The organism is Kosakonia sp. R1.Fl (assembly GCF_023516815.1).
In the GTDB taxonomy this organism is placed as follows: Bacteria; Pseudomonadota; Gammaproteobacteria; order Enterobacterales; family Enterobacteriaceae; genus Kosakonia.
Genome location: NZ_JAMGSQ010000001.1, coordinates 3,997,721 through 4,018,430, shown reverse-complemented (window position 1 = coordinate 4,018,430; position 20,710 = coordinate 3,997,721). Strand labels below are relative to the sequence as shown.

The following is a 20,710-nucleotide window of genomic DNA, read 5'->3' as shown; positions in this document are numbered from 1 at the left end:
TTGGCTTTGTCACACAACCGACACGGGGTGTGGCTAATGCTCATCCTCTTCCTGCCAGGTTTGTTCCTGGAGCATGTGGGCGAAGCGTTGTGGATTGCGGGCGCTTTTGCGCTGCTCTTTGTCATACCAGTAGTGCTGAATTTCCTGCAATAGTCCGGCAATGGTGGTCGCGTGCGGCACGCGAACCGCGCGTACGCCGATTTGCAAAAGCTGGCGAAAAACCGCTTCACCAATCGCTACGCAGTAGAGCGTGACGCAATCTTCCAGCGCGTGAATGCGACAATCGAGCTTCTCTTGCTGGTGTCCGGCGAGCACAGAAAAATCCACCACCCGCAACAGCGTGACCTCGTGCTCTTTCACGCCATAAATCACTAACTTGGGCGTGGCGCCAAAGTGTTGATCCACGTGGTGATAATCCGAACTGGCAAAAGCGACTTTCATTGACCATTCGCCCTGACAAATGGTGCTGAACTGACGATTAACATGCGGCATACAGATCTCCAGGCGTAACGTTGTCGTCGGCGTGCTGACGCAGCGGCGAGCGGTAGGTTGCAAGCGGGTGGTGGCGTTCGCGCATCACATTCGCCAGCTCAAACAGCGTGTCACGAATGCCGCTATACCCCTGGCGCAGGCGACGAAATTCTCCCAGCCGGTCATACACCGGGAACCCGGCGCGGATAAGCGACAGATCAAACTGCGCGGCGAGATCGGCGGCATGAGAATTGGCCACCAGTAACGCGGCGGGCGTCGCACAAAGCTGATCCTGCATATCTTCCAGATCGCCGATGACCACCGTTTCCACCGGCAGATTTTGCAACCCCGGCTGGCTGACCGGTGCGACAATCGGGCCGGGGAGCATGCCCTGGCTGCGGGCGAAATCGCACCATGCCGCCAGGTGATCGCCTTCTGCTGCCATGGCGATAGCCACACCCTGCAGCCACATATGGCAATCGATCATCGCATCCTGCACTTGCCCGCGCTGACGCTCAATCCACGCGGGGACGTCGCGCCCGGAGAGGGTTTTCAGTCGATGAATAAACGTGTCGCAGGCTGCAAGCGTCATCAGATGCGGCAGGGCGATCACCTCGCCACGGCTGCGCTGCGCCAGTAACGCCGCCGCACGACTCAGCGAGTTGCCAATCACAAAGGTGGCCAGGTTTTGCCCCATCTGTTCAATCATGCGCAGCGATGTCCCCCCCTGGGTAACAGGCGAAAAATCACCGTTTGCCAGATGTCCGTCCAGCGACAGCGACAGATCCGGCACAATCACCGGTTGCAGTCCGAAGGCCTCAACGTAACTGCGCAACAGTTCGATATCGCCCGGCGTCAGTAAATGGCTGACCAGCAGGTTGACGCGGCGGTTGCGCAAGCTGGCGGCGGGCTGCGCAGGCACCCACTGTTCAATCACGCTTTCCAGCACGGCGCTGTAGCCGTTTTCCAGCGAGCCGTAAAAGTCCGGGGTGTTGACGGTGAGCAGCGCAACGCCTTTATGCCGGGGAAAATCATCACGAAACTGGCGTACCACCCGCGAAATGTCGCTGCCCTGAGCTTCTGACAGCCCGGTACTGAGCAGCACAATGGCTTTCGCGGCGTTGCGCTGACAGAGAACATTGAGCGCGGTAAAAATGTTTTCATCGGCACCCATAATGGTGGAAGTCGGGTCCATCGCCGTCGATTGCAGCGGGATCGGGTCGTGAAAATGTTGAATAAAGAACACCTTTGCGAAGGCGCTACAGCCCTGTGCGCCGTGTACTAGCGGTATGCACTGTTCGAACCCCAGACTTGCGAGGATCGCCCCCAGCGGCTGGCCGCTTTTTATCGGGCTGACCGCCAGCGGTTTTTTACTGCGCAGAATTTCGGCCATTGAACGCTCCTTATTGCCACGGCGCACGGGCATGCGTTTGCGGCCAGACCGGGCTTTCCAGGGTCTGACAAAGTTGTTCGGCAAGCGTAATGATGCCGCGATAACCGGCAAACGCGTGTTCACGCTCCTGGTTGATATCAAGAAAGGGCAGACGCGCTTTATAGGCGGTGTACATGTTGCGACCGCCTGCGATCATCATGTCGGCTTTGCAGCGATAAACCACATCCAGCAGGGCGCGGGCGTTGCCTTCGTCCAGCATAATGGCGTCATCGCCCATCAGTTCACGGATGCGCTGTTTATCCTCTTCGGTAGATTTGCGCGTTCCGGTAGCCACAACCGTCATGCCGAGATCCTGCAGTGCCGAAACCACCGACCAGGATTTGACGCCGCCGGTATAGAGCAGCACTTTCCTGCCGCGTAGACGTTCGCGCAGCGGTGCCAGCGCCTGCTCTGCTGCGTGTTCTTCACGCGTGATTAGCTGTTCGGTGCGCGCCATTAAATCGCTATCGCCGGTGAGCGTTGCCAGCTGGCGCAGGGCATCAGAAGTGGCGCGAACGCCATAAAAACTGCCTTCAAACCACGGCGTGCCGTAACGTTGCTCCAGCGATCTGGCGACATTAATCAGCGCTCTGGAGCAAACCAGCATATTGACCTGCGCACGGTGCAGCGTCTGGATCTCGGCAAAGCGCCCGTCGCCGGAGAGGGTTCCCAGCACACGAATCCCCAGCTCATCAAGCAGCGGCTGGATATGCCAGAACTCGCCGGCGATATTAAATTCGCCAATCAGGCCAATATCATGACGGTGCGCCGGGGCAAAAGGCGTATTGTCCGGCCACGGCGCGGGTTCGCGCCCGCCGATGACTTTTTTCACCATCACCTCGCCCGCCAGGCGGTTGCCCAGGTTTTTGCTACCGTAAAAACCGGCCACATCAACGGCAATCACGGGCACACCGGTGGCGGTCGCTGCGGCCTGGCAGACGGCTTCAATATCATCGCCTTCCATTGCCGGAACGCAGGTGTTGTAAATAAATACCGCCGCCGGGTGATAGCGGTCGACAATATGGCGCACCGCGTGAAACAGCCGCCGCTCGCCACGCCCCATGATGACATCCTGCTCGTTCAAATCGGTGGTGAAGCCAAGCCGGTTGATCCGTGGGCCGGAACTCAGGCTGCCGCGGTTATCCCATGAGCTACCGGCGCAGCCAATCGGGCCATGTACCAGATGCGCCACATCGGAAAGTGGCAGCAGGGTGATCTGTGCGCCGTCGAAGGCGCAGCCTCCGGCAGTCGCACCGGGTTTTGGCGCGCTACAGCCGGATTTCTGTTTATGGTTATGCTCGCAGGCCGGTTCATCGAGCAGAGCCAGGATGTCGTTCCCCTTCATCATCACCTCATTTTCTGGTTGGGTTAGCGTTAATGGTGCAAATCGCAAGCCAGAAAAGAGTGATTGATTTTTAAGGGGAAAGTGTTGTGCGCTTTGTGACAAAACAGACAATTGGCGCAATGCCCACGCCAAAAAACGCCCCCATCAGGGGGCGGTTTAAAACACCCGCGCTTCCAGCGGATTAGCGCGTTCCAGCCGTTTCGCCAGCCACGGCGGTAACGGCCCGGCCAGCAGGTTCTGGATGGCGGCGCACTGGGACAAAATGGTATTGCCCGGGGATACTTTCATCGGGTGAATATTATGACGAATCAGCCGTGCGGCTGCCGGGCCGCCGATCGCTTCACAAAACAGCAAATGGCAGTCGTGGAGTAACTGCGCGCGGATTTCATTCGGTTCCTGGTTTTGCGGGTGAGAAGGGTAGCGGCGCAGATCATGGAGCCAGCCGCCCTGGTCATCAAATCCATAAATAAAGAAAAGTCGCCCCTGGCCGAAATGACCATTGATGGTGAGCCCATCCTGCGAGCAGAAGGCGACAACCAATTGCGGACGGCGGCTTTTGGCTTCCTGCACCTGCAAATGCGCGGGCAGTTCGCCGCGCAGGCAGGCTTTAACCCGCGCCCAGCGACCATTCGACATCAGGGCTTCCGCATACGGAAAATGGGCTTCCAGTTGCGGTAATTCGAGTGCCGCCAGCCCATTGGGTGTCAGCACTTCATCACTGCTGTGGGTAAGCCAGGCCATGATTTGCGCGGGTTGCAGCTCCGGCAGGCACTGAAACAGCGCCAGCATCCGCCAGAACAGCGTATCGTTGTCGGACATTGCTCACCTCCTTATGCCTGCGCGTCGCGGGTGGCGCGCAGGCTGAGCGGAAAAGCCGGGCGGCCGGGTTGCAGATTGACGTAATAACGGCGTCCACCTTCCAGTTCAAGCGCGCCGCCCCAGTGTTCCGGCGTGTCGTGTTCAACCTGTAACACGCGGGCTTCGAGATCCTGTTTCGCGATATAGCAATAGAGATCCGCGCCGCGCTGGCGAAGAATAATGACCGGCATAAAACCTCCTGGCCCCGCGTGGCGCGGGGCGCGTGATGGTTAACGGATAAGATCGAAGCTGTAGTCGGTTTTGCCGAGCTTGATGGTCTCTTTGTCCACTTTCTCCAGTACCGCATTCACAAGGGTAGTGAGAATGCTCATGGCGCCCTCATAACCCCAGGTGGTCTGACGGTGCAGATGGTGGCGGTCAAACAGCGGAAAACCGAGGCGGATCAGCGGAACTTCAAACTGTTCACCCTTGGCTAAGGTGTCGCGCTGAATAAACTTGCCGTACGAGTTGCCAATCATAAAGTCCGGCTGGCGGGTAAACATCAGCGAGCGGAAATGCCACAAATCGCAGTTGATAAACACTTCGCTCTCCTGGCCGTACGGTGAGGCGTCGAGCATTTTCTTCATCGCTTTCTGCCAGCGCTTGTTACCGTTATGGCAGAGGATAACGGTCGGTTCGCAGCCCAGCTCCAGCAGGAAACGGGTCAATCCCATGACAAAATCCGGGTCGCCAAACAGACCGAATTTTTTACCGTGCAGCCAGGTGTGGGAGTCGAGCATCATATCGACCAGCCGCCCGCGCTCCAGCGCCAGCGAATCGGGAATGGCCTTGCCGGTTAACTGACTGATCGCCATCAAAAGTTCATCCGTTCCTGCCAGCCCAACGGGAACAGAAACCTCGGTGGCGGGCTGATTCCACATCTCCTGTACCACTTTTTTGCTTTTCACCAGTTGCCAGGGTTGCAGCAACAGCGTGTCGATAGCGTCCGGCGCCTCGCGCATCTCTTGCTGCGTCGTCCCGCCCGCGTACATCTGGTAATGCCCGTTAGCAGGGGTATCCAGCACTTCCGACGGATCGGAGAGCACACTCGCCTGCACCTCCATTTGTTCCATCATGCGTTTCAGCACGCGGAAATTACCGAGATAGGTTTCAAACCCGGTCACCAGGTTGATGCGTGACAGTTTCCCGGGCTGTGCCTGATGGTCTGCCGTAAAGGTACGGGCAAAACCTTCAAACATGTTGTCCCAGCCGGTGATATGGCTGCCGATAAAACTGGGGGTGTGCGCGTAAGGCACGGGGATGGCGGCATCAAGAAAACCATCTTTTTTGGCGTTGGCGATAAAAGCCTGCAAGTCATCGCCGATCACTTCCGCCATACAAGTGGTAGAGACGGCGATAATCTCCGGTTTATACAGCGCGCTGGCGTTTTGTAAGCCGGTATTGAGGTTGTTATTCCCGCCGAACACGGCCGCGTCTTCCGTCATTGAATCCGACACGCAAGCCACCGGTTCTTTAAAATGGCGGTTAAAGTATGTGCGGAAATAGGCCACGCAACCCTGTGAACCGTGCACATACGGCAGGGTGTTGGCAAACCCCAGCGAACAGAGTACCGCGCCCAGCGGCTGGCAGGCTTTTGCCGGGTCGATAGTCAGCGCTTCGCGTTTGAAGTTCAGCGCTTCGTATTCCGGGGTGGTGGTCCATTGAAACACTTCCTGCACCCGCTCCGGCGAGTGCGCCTCTTCGAGTGCCCGTTTACCGGCAAATAACGTCTGGTAGGCATCCTGTTCAAACAGGGGATGGCAATTCTGTATTTTCTCAGCAGTCTGGCTCATGGTGTTCTCCTCCCGCGCCACAAATCGGTGAACAAACGGGATAACAGGATAAAAATCAGGCGGATTTCAGCCACGGCGCGGTCAACTGGCCCCACGCGGGGTTGTTGAGCGTCATATCCATATCGCGGGCGAAGATGGCGAAGCCGTCATAGCCGTGGTACGGGCCGGAGTAATCCCAGGAGTGCATCTGGCGAAACGGCACGCCCATTTTCTGAAAGATGTACTTCTCTTTGATGCCGGAACCGATGAGATCCGGTTTCAGCGCGTTGACGAACGCCTCCAGCTCATAGCTGCTGGCATCATCAAACAGCAGCGTGCCCTCTTTCAGATCCGGCAGGGTGCGGTCGTAATCATCGTTATGAGCGAACTCATAACCGGCTGCGATGATCTCCATTCCCAGGTCTTCATAGGCGCCAATCACATGGCGCGGACGCAGCCCGCCCATATAAAGCAGCACCTTGCGACCCTTCAGACGTGGGCGATATTTGGCGATAATGGCGTCGTTCTGCGCCTGGTATCGGGCGATCACCGCTTCGGCATTGGCGCGAATGGTGTCGTCAAACTGGTCGGCGATTTTGCGCAGCGATTCCGCGATTTTCGTCGGACCAAAGAAGTTGTATTCCATCCACGGAATACCGTGCTTCTCCTCCATATGGCGCGAGATGTAGTTCATTGAGCGGTAGCAGTGCACCAGGTTCAGTTTGACGAACGGCGTGTTTTCCATCTCCACCAGCGTACCGTCGCCGGACCACTGCGCCACCACCCGCAAGCCCATCTCTTCGAGCAAAATGCGCGAAGCCCAGGCATCGCCGCCGATGTTGTAATCGCCGATGATCGCCACATCGTAAGGGGTGGATTCGAACGGTTTACCTTCGCGGTTTTCCAGCACCCAGTCGCGGATCACATCGTTGGCAATATGGTGACCGAGGGATTGCGACACGCCGCGAAAGCCTTCGCACCGCACCGGAATAACCGGTTTGTTGATGGCTTTACGACTGGCGTTCGCGACGGCCTCTATGTCATCGCCAATCAGGCCGACCGGGCATTCCGACTGAATCGAAATGCCTTTGGTCAGCGGGAACAGTTCTTCCAGCTCTTCAATCAGTTTGGCGAGCTTTTTGTCGCCGCCAAACACGATGTCGCGCTCCTGAAAATCGGAAGTGAAATTGAGCGTGCCGAAGCTGTCCACGCCGCTGACGCCGGTGTAGTAGTTCCGCCGCCCGGCGCGGGAGTACTGCCCGCAGCCGATCGGACCGTGGGAGATATGCGCCATATCCTTGATTGGCCCAAATACCACCCCTTTCGATCCGGCATACGAGCAGCCGCGCACGGTCATCACGCCCGGCTGCGATTTGCGGTTAGAGATGATGCACTTACCGACGCTTTCCTGCTCCGGGTCCGTCACCATCATGTGTTTTCTGCGTTCTTTGCGCGTCTTCTCCGGGAAAACTTCGAGCACCTGCTCGATTATCTCCAGGTTACGTTCGCCTGTTGCATTGCTCATGGGTGTGCTCCTGTGATCAGACGGCGTTTTCTTCGGCGGCGGTTTTACCAATGATGCTGGTGTCTTCCACATCCATAATGCCGAACTCCATCAGCAGCGCTTCCAGCTCATCCATGGTGCAGGGGGTTGGCACCACCATTTTGGTGTTGTTGACGATTTTGCTGGCAAGGCTGCGATATTCATTCGCCTGATTGCAGGTCGGGTCATATTCGATAACCGTCATACGGCGGATTTCCGCACGCTGCACGATGTTGTCGCGGGGAACAAAGTGGATCATCTGCGTGCCGAGTTTTTCAGCCAGCGCAATGATCAGTTCATCTTCACGGTCGGTCTGGCGCGAGTTACAAATCAGCCCGCCGAGGCGCACTTTGCCGGATTTGGCATACTTCACGATGCCTTTAGAGATGTTATTGGCGGCGTACATCGCCATCATTTCGCCAGAGCAAACGATGTAGATCTCCTGCGCTTTGTTTTCACGAATCGGCATGGCGAAACCACCGCATACCACATCGCCCAGCACGTCGTAGAAAACAAAATCGAGATCCGGCACGTATGCGCCTTCTTCTTCAAGGAAGTTAATCGCGGTGATCACCCCGCGACCGGCACACCCCACACCTGGCTCCGGGCCGCCGGATTCCGCGCAGCGCACGCCGCCGTAACCGATTTGCAGCACGTCTTCTAACTCCAGGTCTTCCACGGAGCCGACTTCAGCAGCCATCTCCATAATGGTGTTCTGCGCTTTCGCATGCAGGATCAAACGCGTGGAGTCGGCTTTCGGATCGCAGCCGACAATCATGACTTTTTTACCCATCTCCGCCAGCGCGGCGACCAGGTTCTGTGTGGTGGTCGATTTGCCGATCCCACCTTTGCCGTAAATGGCGCATTGACGCATGGTCATGGTGTTTCTCCTGTTGGTTATGTGTTTGCCACACTTCCTTGTGCAGGGAACATACCAGCCATGCCAGAGTGATTAATTTATTGATTTTTATTGATTTTATATTTTGACGCAGAAGAGAAAAGGAACAAAGAGTTCACAAACATCTGACCAATTGTACGAAACAACACAATTCTGTTTGCGCTCGTTACCCGCGCTGACCGGCGTGACACTTTGTCGGCAGTTCAACAAGCTGTCGTGTCCGCTGTCTTATTCCACGCAATCCCTTTTCGGCGCCTGTTACTAATTGCTTGTATTCACTGAAATAACCGAGATGGCACAGGCTGTGCAATAGCGAAGGCATCACCACCTCTTAGAACCGAGGAACGAGCAATGTCCGGAAAGATGAAAACGATGGATGGCAACGCAGCGGCAGCCTGGATCTCCTATGCCTTTACCGATGTCGCGGCGATTTATCCGATTACGCCCTCCACGCCGATGGCGGAAAACGTCGATGAGTGGGCTGCGGCGGGCAAAAAAAACCTGTTTGGCCAGCCGGTGCGTTTAATGGAGATGCAGTCGGAAGCGGGGGCCGCAGGCGCGGTCCACGGCGCGCTTCAGGCCGGAGCGCTCACCACCACCTACACTGCGTCGCAGGGATTGTTATTGATGATCCCTAACTTGTACAAAATCGCCGGTGAACTGCTACCCGGCGTGTTTCACGTGAGCGCGAGGGCGCTGGCGACAAATTCGCTGAACATTTTTGGCGATCATCAGGATGTGATGGCGGTGCGCCAGTGCGGCTGCGCGATGCTGGCCGAGAGCAATGTCCAGCAGGTAATGGATCTCTCGGCGGTGGCGCATCTGTCGGCAATCAAAGGTCGTGTGCCGTTTATCAACTTTTTCGACGGGTTTCGTACTTCGCACGAGATCCAGAAAATCGAGGTGCTGGAGTATGACGAACTCGCGCCGCTGCTGGATAACGATGCGCTGAACCGCTTTCGCCGCAATGCGCTGAACCCGGAACATCCGGTGATCCGCGGGACGGCGCAAAACCCGGATATCTACTTTCAGGCGCGCGAAGCGGCTAATCGCTATTACGATGCCTTGCCGGAAATTGTCGAAAACTATATGGCGGAAATCTTTGCCCTCACCGGGCGCGAATACCATTTGTTTGATTACTACGGTGCGGAAGATGCCGAACAAATCATTGTGGCGATGGGGTCGGTGTGTGACACCATTTCAGATGTCGTGGACGCCCTTTGCGACAGTGGCGAAAAAGTCGGTCTGCTGACGGTGCATCTGTTTCGCCCGTTTTCACTGGCGCATTTCTTCGCCCGGATCCCGTCCAGCGTGAAACGCATCGCGGTACTCGATCGCACCAAAGAGCCGGGTGCGCAGGCCGAGCCGTTATGCCTGGATGTGAAAAACGCCTTTTACCACCACGATAACGCACCGTTAATTGTCGGTGGGCGCTACGGGCTGGGCGGTAAAGATGTACTGCCGGGGGATATTGTCTCGGTGTTTGAAAACCTGAAAAAACCTCTGCCCAAAGATGGCTTTACGCTGGGGATATTTGACGACATCACCCACACCTCACTGCCGCTGCCTGCCTGGGACGTGCAGGTTTCACGCGAGGGGATCACCGCCTGTAAATTCTGGGGGCTGGGATCGGATGGCACTGTCAGCGCCAACAAGAGCGCGATTAAGATAATCGGTGACAACACACCGATGTATGCGCAAGCCTATTTTGCCTATGACTCGAAAAAATCGGGCGGCATTACCGTGTCGCATCTGCGTTTTGGCGAACGGCCCATCACCTCACCGTATCTGATCAATAAAGCAGACTTTATTGCCTGCTCGCAGCAATCGTATGTCGATAAATATGATCTGCTGGAAGGGTTAAACCCCGGCGGGACATTTCTGCTCAACTGTACCTGGTTTGGCGAAGAGCTGGAGGCGCGGCTGCCCAACGCGATGAAACGTTACATTGCGCGCCAGGGGATCCGTTTTTATACCCTTAACGCGGTGGATATCGCCCGCAGGCTGGGGCTGGGTGGGCGTTTTAATATGCTGATGCAGGCGGCGTTTTTTAAACTGGCGGGCATTATCGAACCCCAAACGGCGTCGCATTATCTGAAGCAGGCCGTGGAGAAATCTTACGGGCGCAAAGGCCAGAAAGTGGTGGATATGAACAATGCCGCTATTGATCTTGGCATGGAAGCGCTGCAGGAAGTGATGGTGCCGGAGCGCTGGGCGTGGCTGGAAGATAATGTCAGCGAAGATACGCGCCTGGTGCCGGATTTTATTCGCGATATTCTTGAGCCAATGAATCGCCAGTGCGGCGACAAACTGCCGGTCAGCGCTTTTATTGGCCGGGAAGATGGCACATTCCCACCCGGCACCGCCGCCTGGGAGAAACGCGGTATCGCCCTGCAGGTGCCGGTCTGGAACCCTGAAGGCTGCACCCAGTGCAATCAATGTGCGTTTATTTGCCCGCATGCGGCGGTGCGCCCGGCGCTGCTGGATGAGGTCGAGCGGCAAGCCGCGCCGCCTGCGCTGTTGAGCAAACCGGCGCAGGGAGCGAACGGGTATGAATACCATCTGGCGATTTCGCCGCTGGATTGCTCCGGGTGCGGTAACTGCGCGGATATCTGCCCGGCGAAAGGCAAGGCGCTGACCATGCAACCGCTGGAGAGCCAGCGGGCGATGGTTCCTGTCTGGGATCATGCGGTAGGTCTATCGCCCAAAGCCAATCCCTTCAGCAAAACGACCGTTAAAGGCAGCCAGTTTGAAACACCGCTGCTGGAGTTTTCCGGCGCGTGCGCCGGGTGCGGAGAGACACCGTATGCGCGGCTGGTCACGCAACTGTTTGGCGACCGCCTGATGATCGCCAATGCCACAGGCTGCTCGTCAATCTGGGGTGCCAGTGCGCCGTCCATTCCGTGGACGACAAACCATAAAGGCCAGGGGCCGGCGTGGGCGAACTCGTTGTTTGAAGATAACGCCGAGTATGGCCTTGGCATGATGCTGGGCGGTCGCGCATTACGCGAACAGATCGCCAGCGATGCGCGAAACGCGCTGGCGTTACCGCTTGGCGCAGATCTTGAACAGGCGCTGCGCCAGTGGCTGGAGCATAAAGATCTCGGCGACGGGACGCAGGCGCGCGCCGGGCAGCTCAGCGCGTTACTTGAACAGCAGAAGGGCGATGACCCGCTGCTTAACCGGCTCTATCAAAACCGCGACTATTTCGCCAGGCGATCGCAGTGGATTTTTGGCGGCGACGGCTGGGCGTATGACATTGGCTTCGGCGGGCTGGATCATGTGCTGGCCTCCGGCGAGGACGTCAATATTCTGGTGTTTGATACCGAGGTTTACTCCAATACCGGCGGGCAGTCGTCAAAATCAACCCCTGCGGCGGCCATCGCCCGATTTGCCGCTGAAGGCAAGCGGACGCGCAAAAAAGATCTCGGCATGATGGCGGTTAACTACGGCAATGTGTATGTCGCGCAGGTGGCGATGGGTGCCGATAAAGCCCAGACATTGCGGGCGATAGTCGAGGCAGAAGCCTGGCCGGGACCGTCGCTGGTGATTGCCTATGCCGCGTGCATCAACCACGGGTTAAAAACCGGTATGGGATGCAGTATGCGCGAGGCGAAACGGGCGGTCGACGCGGGTTACTGGCATTTATGGCGCCATAATCCGCAACTGCGGGAAAAAGGGAAAAACCCGTTTATTCTCGACTCCGACGAGCCGGAAGAGGATTTTCGCGAGTTTCTGCTCGGCGAAGTGCGCTATGCCTCGCTCGAACGCATCTCACCTTCACTGGCTGAGCAGCTGTTTGCACAAACTGAACAGGATGCGAAGCAGCGTTTTGCCCGCTATCAGCGGCTGGCGGGAGAGTAAGACAATGAAGCCCGGCGGCGTCGCTACCGGGCTGATATACATCCGCAGTAGATATAGCGGATAAGCTCTTTCTGCCAGCGGCGTGATGAGCGGCGACCCGATCATTCTAGAACAGATTGACAGGCCGAAGGGGCGTTTCAATACTGAACGGGAACCCTTTACCGGAACTGTTTATGAACGACAAAACCCCGCCCGCGTTTGTGATCCGCAATTTTAATCATATTGAAATGGAAAACTTCGTGCGCCCGCCGCTGTATGAATCGCTTGGCGGCTCGCTGACCAAAGGCACTCTCGCCAGTAAACTCGGCGCGTCGGTCGATATTGTGCCGCCCGGCAAACGCGCTTGTCCGTTTCATCTCCATCATGCGCAGGAAGAGATGTTTATTGTGCTGAACGGCAACGGTACGTTGCGCATCGGTGATGAAGAGCGGCCCATCCAGGAAGGGGATGTTATCTGCATCCCGCCAGGCAAAGCGTGGCCGCACCAGATTATTAATACCTCCGATCAACCGCTGCGTTATCTCTCAATTAGCACCATGGAAAGCCCGGAAATCTGCGAATACCCGGATGCAGATAAATTTCTGGCGAAAGCACACAGCAACGGGCGCGAAGATTTTCGCCAGCTCAATTTTCGTGGTAAGAACGTGGATTACTGGGAAGGCGAACCGTGAAAGTTAGCGCCCATGCAGAGAAAAACGGCGCATGGGTGATACCCGCTACAGGCTGACAAAATGGCTAACCCGGCTATCATCGCGCAGTTCATGAATGAGAAGCGCAGGCGGATCGCTTGCCGCCGGGATGTGCTGTGCATTGAGCATCAGCGGGTTCGCCGGGCAGATGGAGCCGCAAAGATACGCCGGGATACCGGCAAAGGTGGCGGACATCGCGCGGTGGACGTGGCCGGCACACAGCGCCAGCGGCGGATGCGGTAAGCGCGCCAGCAGTTGCGCCAGTGCCTCGCCGCCATCGCACATGGCGTTATCCAGCGGGGCAATGCCGCTCGGGAAAAGGTGCTGGTGCAAAAAGACCATCGCCGGTTGCGGCTGCGCGCGCAGCGCCGCTTCCAGCCAGTGCAGATGTGGGCGGATATCGCCCCGGCTTTCACCGGTTACGGTCACATCCACGCCAATCACCGGCACGTTATCCACTTGCTCATGGAAATGCAGCGCGTCGTGCGCAGCGCGGTGAGCAAAAGCGGCCAGATTTTCACACATCACGGTTTTATCATCGGCATTGCCGGGCAGGATCAGCGAGCGACACGCCAGGCGCTGTAAGGCGCGGTCAATGGCGCGATAGCCCGCACCCCAGCCGTCATCGGTTAAATCACCGCTCACCACCAGCAGATCGGGTTTGAGCTCAAGCAACCAGTCGATGGCGCGCTGCAGGCGCTGCAGGTTGTCATTATCCGGCGCGGCATGAATATCGCTCAGTTGGGCAATCAGCATTCTCTCTCCGGGTTATCCGTTTTCACCGTCAAAGCATAGCCTGACCCGGCTCACTGTAGAAACGGCATAAGTAATTGTATTGATGACGTGGTACATGGCTCCGGCGACCGGGATCCGCCGGACGGCGGGCGCGATTTCCGCCTCGATCTGCACACCGGACAGTTAATTAACGACTGAGCGTTACAGCATGGCTTCGTTGGCCTCACGGATGGCGGCGATAAACGCCTTCAACGTCGCCGGTATTTGCCGGTGACCGGAATAATAAAGACATAAACCAGCAATCGGCGGGCTGAACGGCGACAGCACCTGTTGCGCCAGCCCGTTGTTGATCGCCGCGCGGGCATAGGGTTCAGGGACATAAGCAATGCCTAAGCCTTTTACCACCGCCTCGACCATCAGCGCGCTGTTATCAAGGCATAAATTGCCGGGCACGTTGAGCGTCATTGGCTTGCCATGTTGCACAAACTCCCAGCGATAGCGTTTTCCGCTCGGCAAACGCTGGGCGATACAGCGGTGGCGCAAAAGATCTGCCGGACTTTGCGGTATACCTGCGCTGTGCAGATACTGTGGCGAGGCGATGGCGATAAAGCGGATCGGCCCGCCGAACGGTACCGCAATCATATCGAGCGGTACGGACTCCGCCAGCCGTACGCCCGCATCAAACCCGTCGGCGACGATATCCACCAGCCGCCCTTCGGTCACGATATCCAGCACCACCTGCGGGTGCGCCTGTAAAAAACCGTCAACCACGTGCGCCAGCAGCCAGCGCGCGCCGCCTTCATTGGCGTTAATGCGCAGCGTGCCGTGCAGTTCCTGCGGGCGAAAGCGGGTGGCATCCAGCGCCGTATCTAACTGGTTGAGCAGAGGATCAATGCGCTGCAATAACGCCGCGCCTTCCTCCGTCAGCGAAACACTGCGGGTGGTGCGATGTAACAAGCGCACGCCAAGCTGGCCTTCCAGCCCGCGCATGGCGTGGCTCAGCGAGGAACGCGACACTCCCAGTTCATTGGCGGCTTGTTGAAAGCTGCGGTGCTGTGCGACCAGCAGGAACGCTTTTAAATCTGCGAGAGTGACATTTTTCATTGTTGAGTATTTTTCACCGCTGCATGCCGATTGGTGCGTCTTATCATAGTAGCGCCGGTTGCTTACGCTATCCACTTACCGGAAAACATGTGGAGGTATTTATGACGACATGGCTGATTACCGGCGCTTCGTCCGGGCTGGGATTACTGATGACGCAAACGCTGCTGGCGCGCGGCGACCGCGTGGTGGCCTGCGTACGGCGCGCGGACGCGCTGAATGCATTACAGGCGCAATATGCGTCGCGGCTGCACGTCAGTTGTTTTGATATGACCGATAGCGCGGCGCTGCGCCGCGAAGTGGACGCTGCGTTTACCACTTTTGGTGTGATTGAACGGGTGGTCAGCAACGCCGGCTACGGCTTGTTTGGCGCGGCAGAAGAGGTCAGCGATGCGCAAATTGAGCGGCAGATTGCTACCAATCTTACCGGCTCCATTCAGTTAGTGCGTGCCGTATTGCCGTGGCTGCGCGCGCAGCGCGGCGGGCGGATTGTGCAGGTCTCTTCGGAAGGCGGCCAGGTGGCGTACCCCAATTTCAGCCTTTACCATGCCAGCAAATGGGGCATTGAAGGCTTTCTGGAATCGGTGGCGCAGGAGGTGAAACCGTTTGGTAGCGACATCGTGATTGCCGAACCCGGCCCAACGCAAACCGGATTCGGTGCCGGGCTCGATCACGCCACGCCGCTCGCCGTCTATGACAACACGCCTGCGGGCGAGGTGCGCCGGGGGATCGCCAGTGGCAGTTTTGACATAAAAGGCGATGCGCAGCGCACAGTTGATGCGATTATCGCAGCGGCAGACGCCCCCGCGCCGCCATTCCGGGTGCCACTGGGCAGCCTTGCCTGGGAGCACCTGGTTGCCTCGCTCCGCGCCCGATTAGCGGAAATTGAACGCCAGCGCGATGTGGCGTATTCAGCCGACAGGGATTAAAACGACAACAGCGGTTTGGCTATCCGGCCTGGCGTCTGATACAGCGTGATAGCCTGCCGCCACTGCTGAAAATCTGTCAGCGTGACCTCGCTGACGGGCGTTGTGCGCAGCCGCTCCCAGAGTGTGCAAAACGCCTGCTGCCAGTCATCTGTCGTCATCGCGTCGAGATAGTTACGCACATGGAACCAGTGGACCGCGGGTAAGCGCTGGCGGATGCTGAACGGCTGCCCGGAGAGCAAACCGTAGCTGATAAATTGCCCGGTTTTCGGCATTGATTGCAGCAGCGTTTCTGCCAGTGTGCCGCCGGTGGCGTCATAGATAACGCTGGCTTTCCCCGCCGCCCGTTTGATGGCGGCGCTGTCCGTATCGGCCAGCGGTATCACGCCGCAGGCCGCCAGGCGGCTGGCATGAATGGCGGAACGATAAATACCGGTCACGCTTTTCGCCCCCTGAAGCCTGGCCCACTGCGCAAGGTAACCGGCGCAGTCAGAACCCGCCGCGGTGACCAGCACATGTTGGCCGTGAGCCGGGTAATGTTCCAGCATCATCTGCGCGGCCAGCGGATTGATGTAGGCGCGGGCGGCGAGCGTATCGTCAATATCATCCGGCACCGGCACAACCAGCTCCGCCGGGCAATCAACATACTGCTGCCAGGTGCCCTGACCGCGCAGCGGCAACACACGTTTGCCCAGTAAATCCGCGTTTGCATCGTGCGTGTGCATCACCACGCCCACGCCTTCGTAGCCCGCGATAGCGGGCAGGGTGATGCGGTGGCTGTAAGCGCCGGTGACCGGGATCAAATCCGAGGCGTTCACTGGCGCAAGGCGCATTTTGACACGAACCTGTCCTGCCGGAAGCGGTGCCAGCGCGGTGGTTTCAGCTTGCAGAACAGTCTGCGGTTCGCCGAAACTTCTGTACACTAACGCGGTGTTATACATGATGCCCACTCGTGATGTTGCTCTGTCTGAACAAGGATTATACCTATGTTTTTCCCAGTGAAATCAATCTGTTCTTTACTGTTATTGAGCGCCTTTGCCGCCAGCGCCGCCAATATTGATAACGCCACGCTGACGGCGGTGGCCCGCCTGCAGGAAGAACACTTAGGCGCGCGCATCGGCATTGCGGTAGTGGATACCGCCAGCGGTGAGACGGTGAGCTACCGCGGCGATGAGCGTTTTCCGCTTAACAGCACCCACAAAGCGCTGCTGTGCGGCGCGGTGCTGAGCAAGGTCGACAAAGGCGAACTGGCGTTAAATGAGACCACCCAGTTTTCCCAAAGTGAACTGGTTCCTTATTCGCCGGTGACCAGCAAGTTTATTGCGCCTGCTTCGATGAGCTGGCAGCAACTGTGCAGCGCGGCAATCACTGAAAGTGACAACACGGCGGCAAATCTGCTGGCAAAAAAGCTGGGTGGACCGGCAGCGGTGACGCGTTTCTTTGCTGAGATAGGTGACAGTGTCACGCAACTCGATCGCGGCGAACCTGAACTCAACAGCGCCGTGCCGGGCGATTTACGTGATACCACCACGCCGCTGGCTGTCAGCCACACGCTGCAAAAGCTGGCGCTCGGCGAGGTATTAACGCCGCGTTCGCGTGCGCAACTGGTACAGTGGATGAAAGAGGATAAAGTCGCTGACGCGCTGCTGCGTTCCACGTTGCCAAAAGGCTGGGTGATTGGCGATAAAACCGGGGCGGGCGATTATGGTTCGCGTTCGATAATCAGTATTGTCTGGCCGAAAAAAGGCGCGCCTCGTATTGTATCTATTTATATAACGGATACTAAAGCGACAATGGCGCAAAGTAATGATGCCATTGCCCGCATCGGCAAAGCCATATTCAGCGCGACGAAGTAATAAAAAGGGCAGAGAGAAAAATCTCTGCCACTTATTTTAGTTAAATAACTTTCTGCTCCAAATTACCCGCAAAAATAACCATAAATGGATAATGGTTAAGTGTTGAGAATATCCTTATAATCTCCGTCCCTTTTCATGTCTTAAGTTTAAGCTGGAGGACAAATGGAGCTCAACCGGAGGCAGTTCTTTCGGATCTGCGCGGGCGGTCTGGCAGGAAGCACTGTCGCATCTCTCGGATTTTTATCTTCTTTTTCCGTTCACGCGGAAACCCGTCAATATAAACTCTTAAAAGCAAAAGAGACGCGAAATAACTGCACCTATTGTTCAGTCGGCTGCGGCATGCTGATGTACAGCCTCGGTGATAATGCGAAAAATGTCAGTGAAAGTATTTATCACATTGAAGGCGACGCCGATCATCCGGTGAGTCGGGGTTCATTGTGCCCGAAAGGCGCTGGCGTTCTGGACTATATTCACAGCGAAAATCGTTTATTACATCCGCAATATCGCGCGCCGGGTTCAGATAAATGGCAGCGAATTAGCTGGGATGAAGCCATTGATAAAATCGCGCGGTTAATGAAAAAAGATCGCGATGAAAACTTTATTGAAAAAAATGCGCAGGGCGTAACGGTCAATCGCTGGACCACCACCGGCATGCTCTGTTCTTCCGCCGCCAGTAATGAGACCGGCATTCTTGACGGCAAATTTACCCGCGCGCTGGGCATGGTGGCGATCGACTGTCAGGCGCGGTTGTGCCACGGCCCGACCGTTTCCGCGCTGGCACCGACCTTTGGCCGCGGCGCGATGACCAACAACTGGGTGGACATCAAAAACGCCAACGTGGTGCTGATCATGGGCGGTAACGCCGCCGAAGCGCATCCGGTCGGCTTTAAGTGGGTGGTGGAAGCGCAAACCAAAAATGACGCCACCGTAATGGTCGTCGATCCGCGCTTTAACCGCAGCGCGGCGGTGGCCGATTTCTATGCGCCGATCCGCGCCGGTTCCGACACCGCGTTTCTGCTTGGCGCGATCCGCTATCTGATTGAACATGACCAGATCCAGCATGAATATGTGCGCCACTACACCAATGCCAGCCTGATTATTCGCGAGGACTACGCCTTTAACGACGGCCTGTTCAGCGGCTACGACGCGCAAAAACGCCAGTACGACAAATCCAGCTGGTTCTACCAACTCGACGCCCGGGGCAATGCGCTGCGCGACGAGACGCTGAGCCATCCGCGCTGCGTGTGGAACTTGCTGAAAGCCCACGTTGCGCGCTACACCCCGGAAATGGTCAGCCGCCTGTGCGGCACCACGGTAAAAGATTTCACCCATGTTTGCTCGGTGCTCGGCAGCACCAGCGTGCCGAATCGTACCGCTACCATTCTTTATGCGCTGGGCTGGACACACCACTCGGCCGGGGCGCAAATCATTCGCGCGGCGGGGATGCTGCAACTGCTGCTCGGTAATATCGGCATGGCGGGCGGCGGCGTGAACGCGCTGCGCGGCCACTCGAATATTCAGGGTTATACCGACTTAGGTTTGCTGTCGACCAACCTGCCGGGTTACATGCCCCTGCCGTCCGAGAAACAGCCGGATTACCAGACCTATATTTCGCAAATCACCCCGCCGTCGCTGGGGGTGAACGAAGTGAACTACTGGCAGAACACGCCGAAGTTTTTCATCAGCATGATGAAGAGTTTCTGGGGCGATCGCGCCACCGCGGAGAACAACTGGGGTTACGACTGGCTGCCGAAATGGGATCGTCTCTACGATGTGATGACCCAGGCCGAGCTGATGATCGAAGGCAAAATCAACGGTTATATCGTGCAGGGGTTCAACCCGCTGGCGGCTTTCCCGGATAAGAACAAGTCATCACGCGCGCTGGCGAAACTGAAATACATGGTGGTTATCGATCCGCTGGCGACCGAATCCTCCACTTTCTGGCAGAACCATGGCGAGATGAACGACGTCAATCCGGCGGAAATTCAGACCGAAGTGTTCCGTCTGCCATCCTCCTGCTTTGCTGAAGAGGACGGTTCCATCGCCAACTCCGGTCGCTGGTTGCAGTGGCACTGGGCCGCCGCCGAGCCGCCGGGAGAGGCATTGCACGACGCCAAAATCCTGGGACGCCTGTTTATGCGCCTGCGCGAGCTGTATCAGGCCGAAGGCGGAGCCAACCCGGAACCGCTGCTGAACATGTCCTGGGATTATAACGATCCGTACGATCCGCATCCGGAAGAGGTGGCCCGCGAAGCCAACGGTAAAGCGCTGCGCGATCTGTATGACGACAAAGGCACGCTGATTGCGAAAAAAGGCGAGCAGTTAAGCAGCTTTGCGCAACTGCGCGATGACGGTTCCACCAGCAGCTTCTGCTGGGTGTACTGCGGTAGCTGGACGGAGCGCGGTAACCAGATGGCGAACCGTGATAACAGCGATCCGTACGGGCTGGGCTGTACGCCGGGCTGGGCGTGGTCGTGGCCGGCGAACCGCCGCATTCTTTACAACCGCGCCTCTGCCGATCCGGCGGGTAAACCGTGGGATGCGAAGCGCGCACTGCTGCACTGGGATGGTCAGCGCTGGACAGGTATGGACGTTGCCGATTACAGCCAGGCGGCGCCAGGCAGCAATGTCGGGCCGTTTATCATGAACCCGGAAGGCGTGGCGCGCCTGTTCTCTATCGATAAGATGAACGACGGCCCGTTCCCGGAACACTACGAGCCGATTGAATCGCCGATTGGCACCAACCCGCTGCACCCGGAAGTGGTTTCCAGCCCGGTGGCGCGCATTTTCGCCGCCGACAACGCCAATATGGGCAAAGCGGATGCCTTCCCGTATGTCGCCACCACCTACTCAATAACTGAGCTGTTCCGCCACTGGACGAAACATGCCCGCCTTAACGCTATCGCCCAGCCGGATCAGTTTGTAGAGATTGGCGAAGCGCTGGCCAAAGAGAAGGGCATTCTCGCCGGAGACGACGTGAAGGTGATGTCGAAACGCGGCTTTATCAAAGCCAAAGCGGTGGTGACTAAACGCTTGCAGACGCTGACTATCGACGGGCGCAGCGTTGATACCGTCGGCATTCCGTGCCACTGGGGTTTTGAAGGAGCCACGCGCAAAGGCTTCCTTGCTAACACGCTAACGCCGTCTGTCGGCGACGCTAACTCGCAGACGCCGGAATACAAGGCGTTTTTGGTCAATATTGAGAAGGCGTAAGGAAGCG

16 protein-coding genes are annotated in these 20,710 nt (G+C 57.4%); 5 read left to right on the top strand and 11 right to left on the bottom strand.

What is annotated here, in order from left to right:
- Positions 1–33: 33 nt before the first annotated feature.
- The 8 genes from M8Q36_RS18965 to nifH all read right to left on the bottom strand — a co-directional run bounded on the left by M8Q36_RS18965 (position 34) and on the right by nifH (position 8,301).
- Complete coding sequence (locus tag M8Q36_RS18965; protein WP_249881945.1) at positions 34–492, bottom strand: NifB/NifX family molybdenum-iron cluster-binding protein; 459 nt, start codon at positions 490–492, stop codon at positions 34–36.
- Positions 479–1,864: a nitrogenase iron-molybdenum cofactor biosynthesis protein NifN gene (gene nifN, locus M8Q36_RS18960; protein WP_249881944.1), complete on the bottom strand. Its 1,386-nt coding sequence runs from the start codon at positions 1,862–1,864 to the stop codon at positions 479–481. The genes M8Q36_RS18965 and nifN overlap by 14 nt, the downstream gene beginning before the upstream one ends.
- 10 nt (positions 1,865–1,874) lie before the next feature.
- Entirely contained in the window at positions 1,875–3,248 is a 1,374-nt protein-coding gene (nifE, locus tag M8Q36_RS18955; RefSeq protein ID WP_249882813.1) for a nitrogenase iron-molybdenum cofactor biosynthesis protein NifE, read from the bottom strand.
- Positions 3,249–3,404: 156 nt separating this feature from the next.
- Positions 3,405–4,067 (bottom strand): NifB/NifX family molybdenum-iron cluster-binding protein, encoded by a 663-nt coding sequence (locus M8Q36_RS18950; RefSeq protein ID WP_065368547.1) that lies wholly within the window; start codon positions 4,065–4,067, stop codon positions 3,405–3,407.
- 11 nt (positions 4,068–4,078) lie between these two features.
- Positions 4,079–4,297 (bottom strand): putative nitrogen fixation protein NifT, encoded by a 219-nt coding sequence (gene nifT, locus M8Q36_RS18945; protein ID WP_016496132.1) that lies wholly within the window; start codon positions 4,295–4,297, stop codon positions 4,079–4,081.
- Positions 4,298–4,336: 39 nt separating this feature from the next.
- Positions 4,337–5,899: a nitrogenase molybdenum-iron protein subunit beta gene (gene nifK, locus M8Q36_RS18940; RefSeq protein ID WP_016496131.1), complete on the bottom strand. Its 1,563-nt coding sequence runs from the start codon at positions 5,897–5,899 to the stop codon at positions 4,337–4,339.
- A gap of 55 nt (positions 5,900–5,954) precedes the next feature.
- Positions 5,955–7,403, bottom strand: a complete 1,449-nt coding sequence (gene nifD, locus M8Q36_RS18935) for a nitrogenase molybdenum-iron protein alpha chain (RefSeq protein ID WP_249881943.1) — start codon at positions 7,401–7,403, stop codon at positions 5,955–5,957.
- Between the two features lie 16 nt (positions 7,404–7,419).
- Positions 7,420–8,301: a nitrogenase iron protein gene (gene nifH / locus M8Q36_RS18930; protein ID WP_016496129.1), complete on the bottom strand. Its 882-nt coding sequence runs from the start codon at positions 8,299–8,301 to the stop codon at positions 7,420–7,422.
- 369 nt (positions 8,302–8,670) lie between these two features.
- Between nifH and nifJ the strand changes: the two genes are divergently transcribed.
- Together nifJ and M8Q36_RS18920 are read left to right on the top strand one after the other, a co-directional pair.
- Positions 8,671–12,183 carry a pyruvate:ferredoxin (flavodoxin) oxidoreductase gene (nifJ, locus tag M8Q36_RS18925; protein WP_249881942.1) on the top strand — a complete coding sequence of 1,171 codons (3,513 nt, stop codon included), beginning with the start codon at positions 8,671–8,673 and terminating at the stop codon, positions 12,181–12,183.
- Positions 12,184–12,356: 173 nt separating this feature from the next.
- Complete coding sequence (locus M8Q36_RS18920; RefSeq protein WP_249881941.1) at positions 12,357–12,854, top strand: cupin domain-containing protein; 498 nt, start codon at positions 12,357–12,359, stop codon at positions 12,852–12,854.
- Between the two features lie 45 nt (positions 12,855–12,899).
- On the opposite strand, the gene M8Q36_RS18915 is transcribed toward M8Q36_RS18920, so the two are convergent.
- Together M8Q36_RS18915 and M8Q36_RS18910 are read right to left on the bottom strand one after the other, a co-directional pair.
- Positions 12,900–13,628 (bottom strand): metallophosphoesterase, encoded by a 729-nt coding sequence (locus M8Q36_RS18915; RefSeq protein ID WP_249881940.1) that lies wholly within the window; start codon positions 13,626–13,628, stop codon positions 12,900–12,902.
- A 180-nt stretch (positions 13,629–13,808) separates the two neighbouring features.
- A complete protein-coding gene (locus tag M8Q36_RS18910) occupies positions 13,809–14,711 on the bottom strand; it encodes a LysR family transcriptional regulator (RefSeq protein ID WP_249881939.1) in 903 nt (300 codons plus the stop codon).
- A 101-nt stretch (positions 14,712–14,812) separates the two neighbouring features.
- On the opposite strand from M8Q36_RS18910, the gene M8Q36_RS18905 reads away from it, so the two are divergent.
- On the top strand, positions 14,813–15,637 hold the full coding sequence (locus tag M8Q36_RS18905) for an SDR family oxidoreductase (RefSeq protein ID WP_249881938.1): 825 nt from the start codon (positions 14,813–14,815) through the stop codon (positions 15,635–15,637).
- Here M8Q36_RS18905 and M8Q36_RS18900 read toward each other — a convergent pair.
- Complete coding sequence (locus M8Q36_RS18900) at positions 15,634–16,575, bottom strand: zinc-dependent alcohol dehydrogenase family protein (protein ID WP_249881937.1); 942 nt, start codon at positions 16,573–16,575, stop codon at positions 15,634–15,636. The genes M8Q36_RS18905 and M8Q36_RS18900 overlap by 4 nt on opposite strands.
- 45 nt (positions 16,576–16,620) lie before the next feature.
- Between M8Q36_RS18900 and bla the strand changes: the two genes are divergently transcribed.
- Positions 16,621–17,490, top strand: coding sequence for a class A beta-lactamase (gene bla / locus M8Q36_RS18895; protein ID WP_249881936.1), 870 nt, complete (start codon positions 16,621–16,623; stop codon positions 17,488–17,490).
- Positions 17,491–17,652: 162 nt separating this feature from the next.
- A complete protein-coding gene (fdnG, locus tag M8Q36_RS18890; protein WP_249881935.1) occupies positions 17,653–20,703 on the top strand; it encodes a formate dehydrogenase-N subunit alpha in 3,051 nt (1,016 codons plus the stop codon).
- Positions 20,704–20,710: the final 7 nt, after the last annotated feature.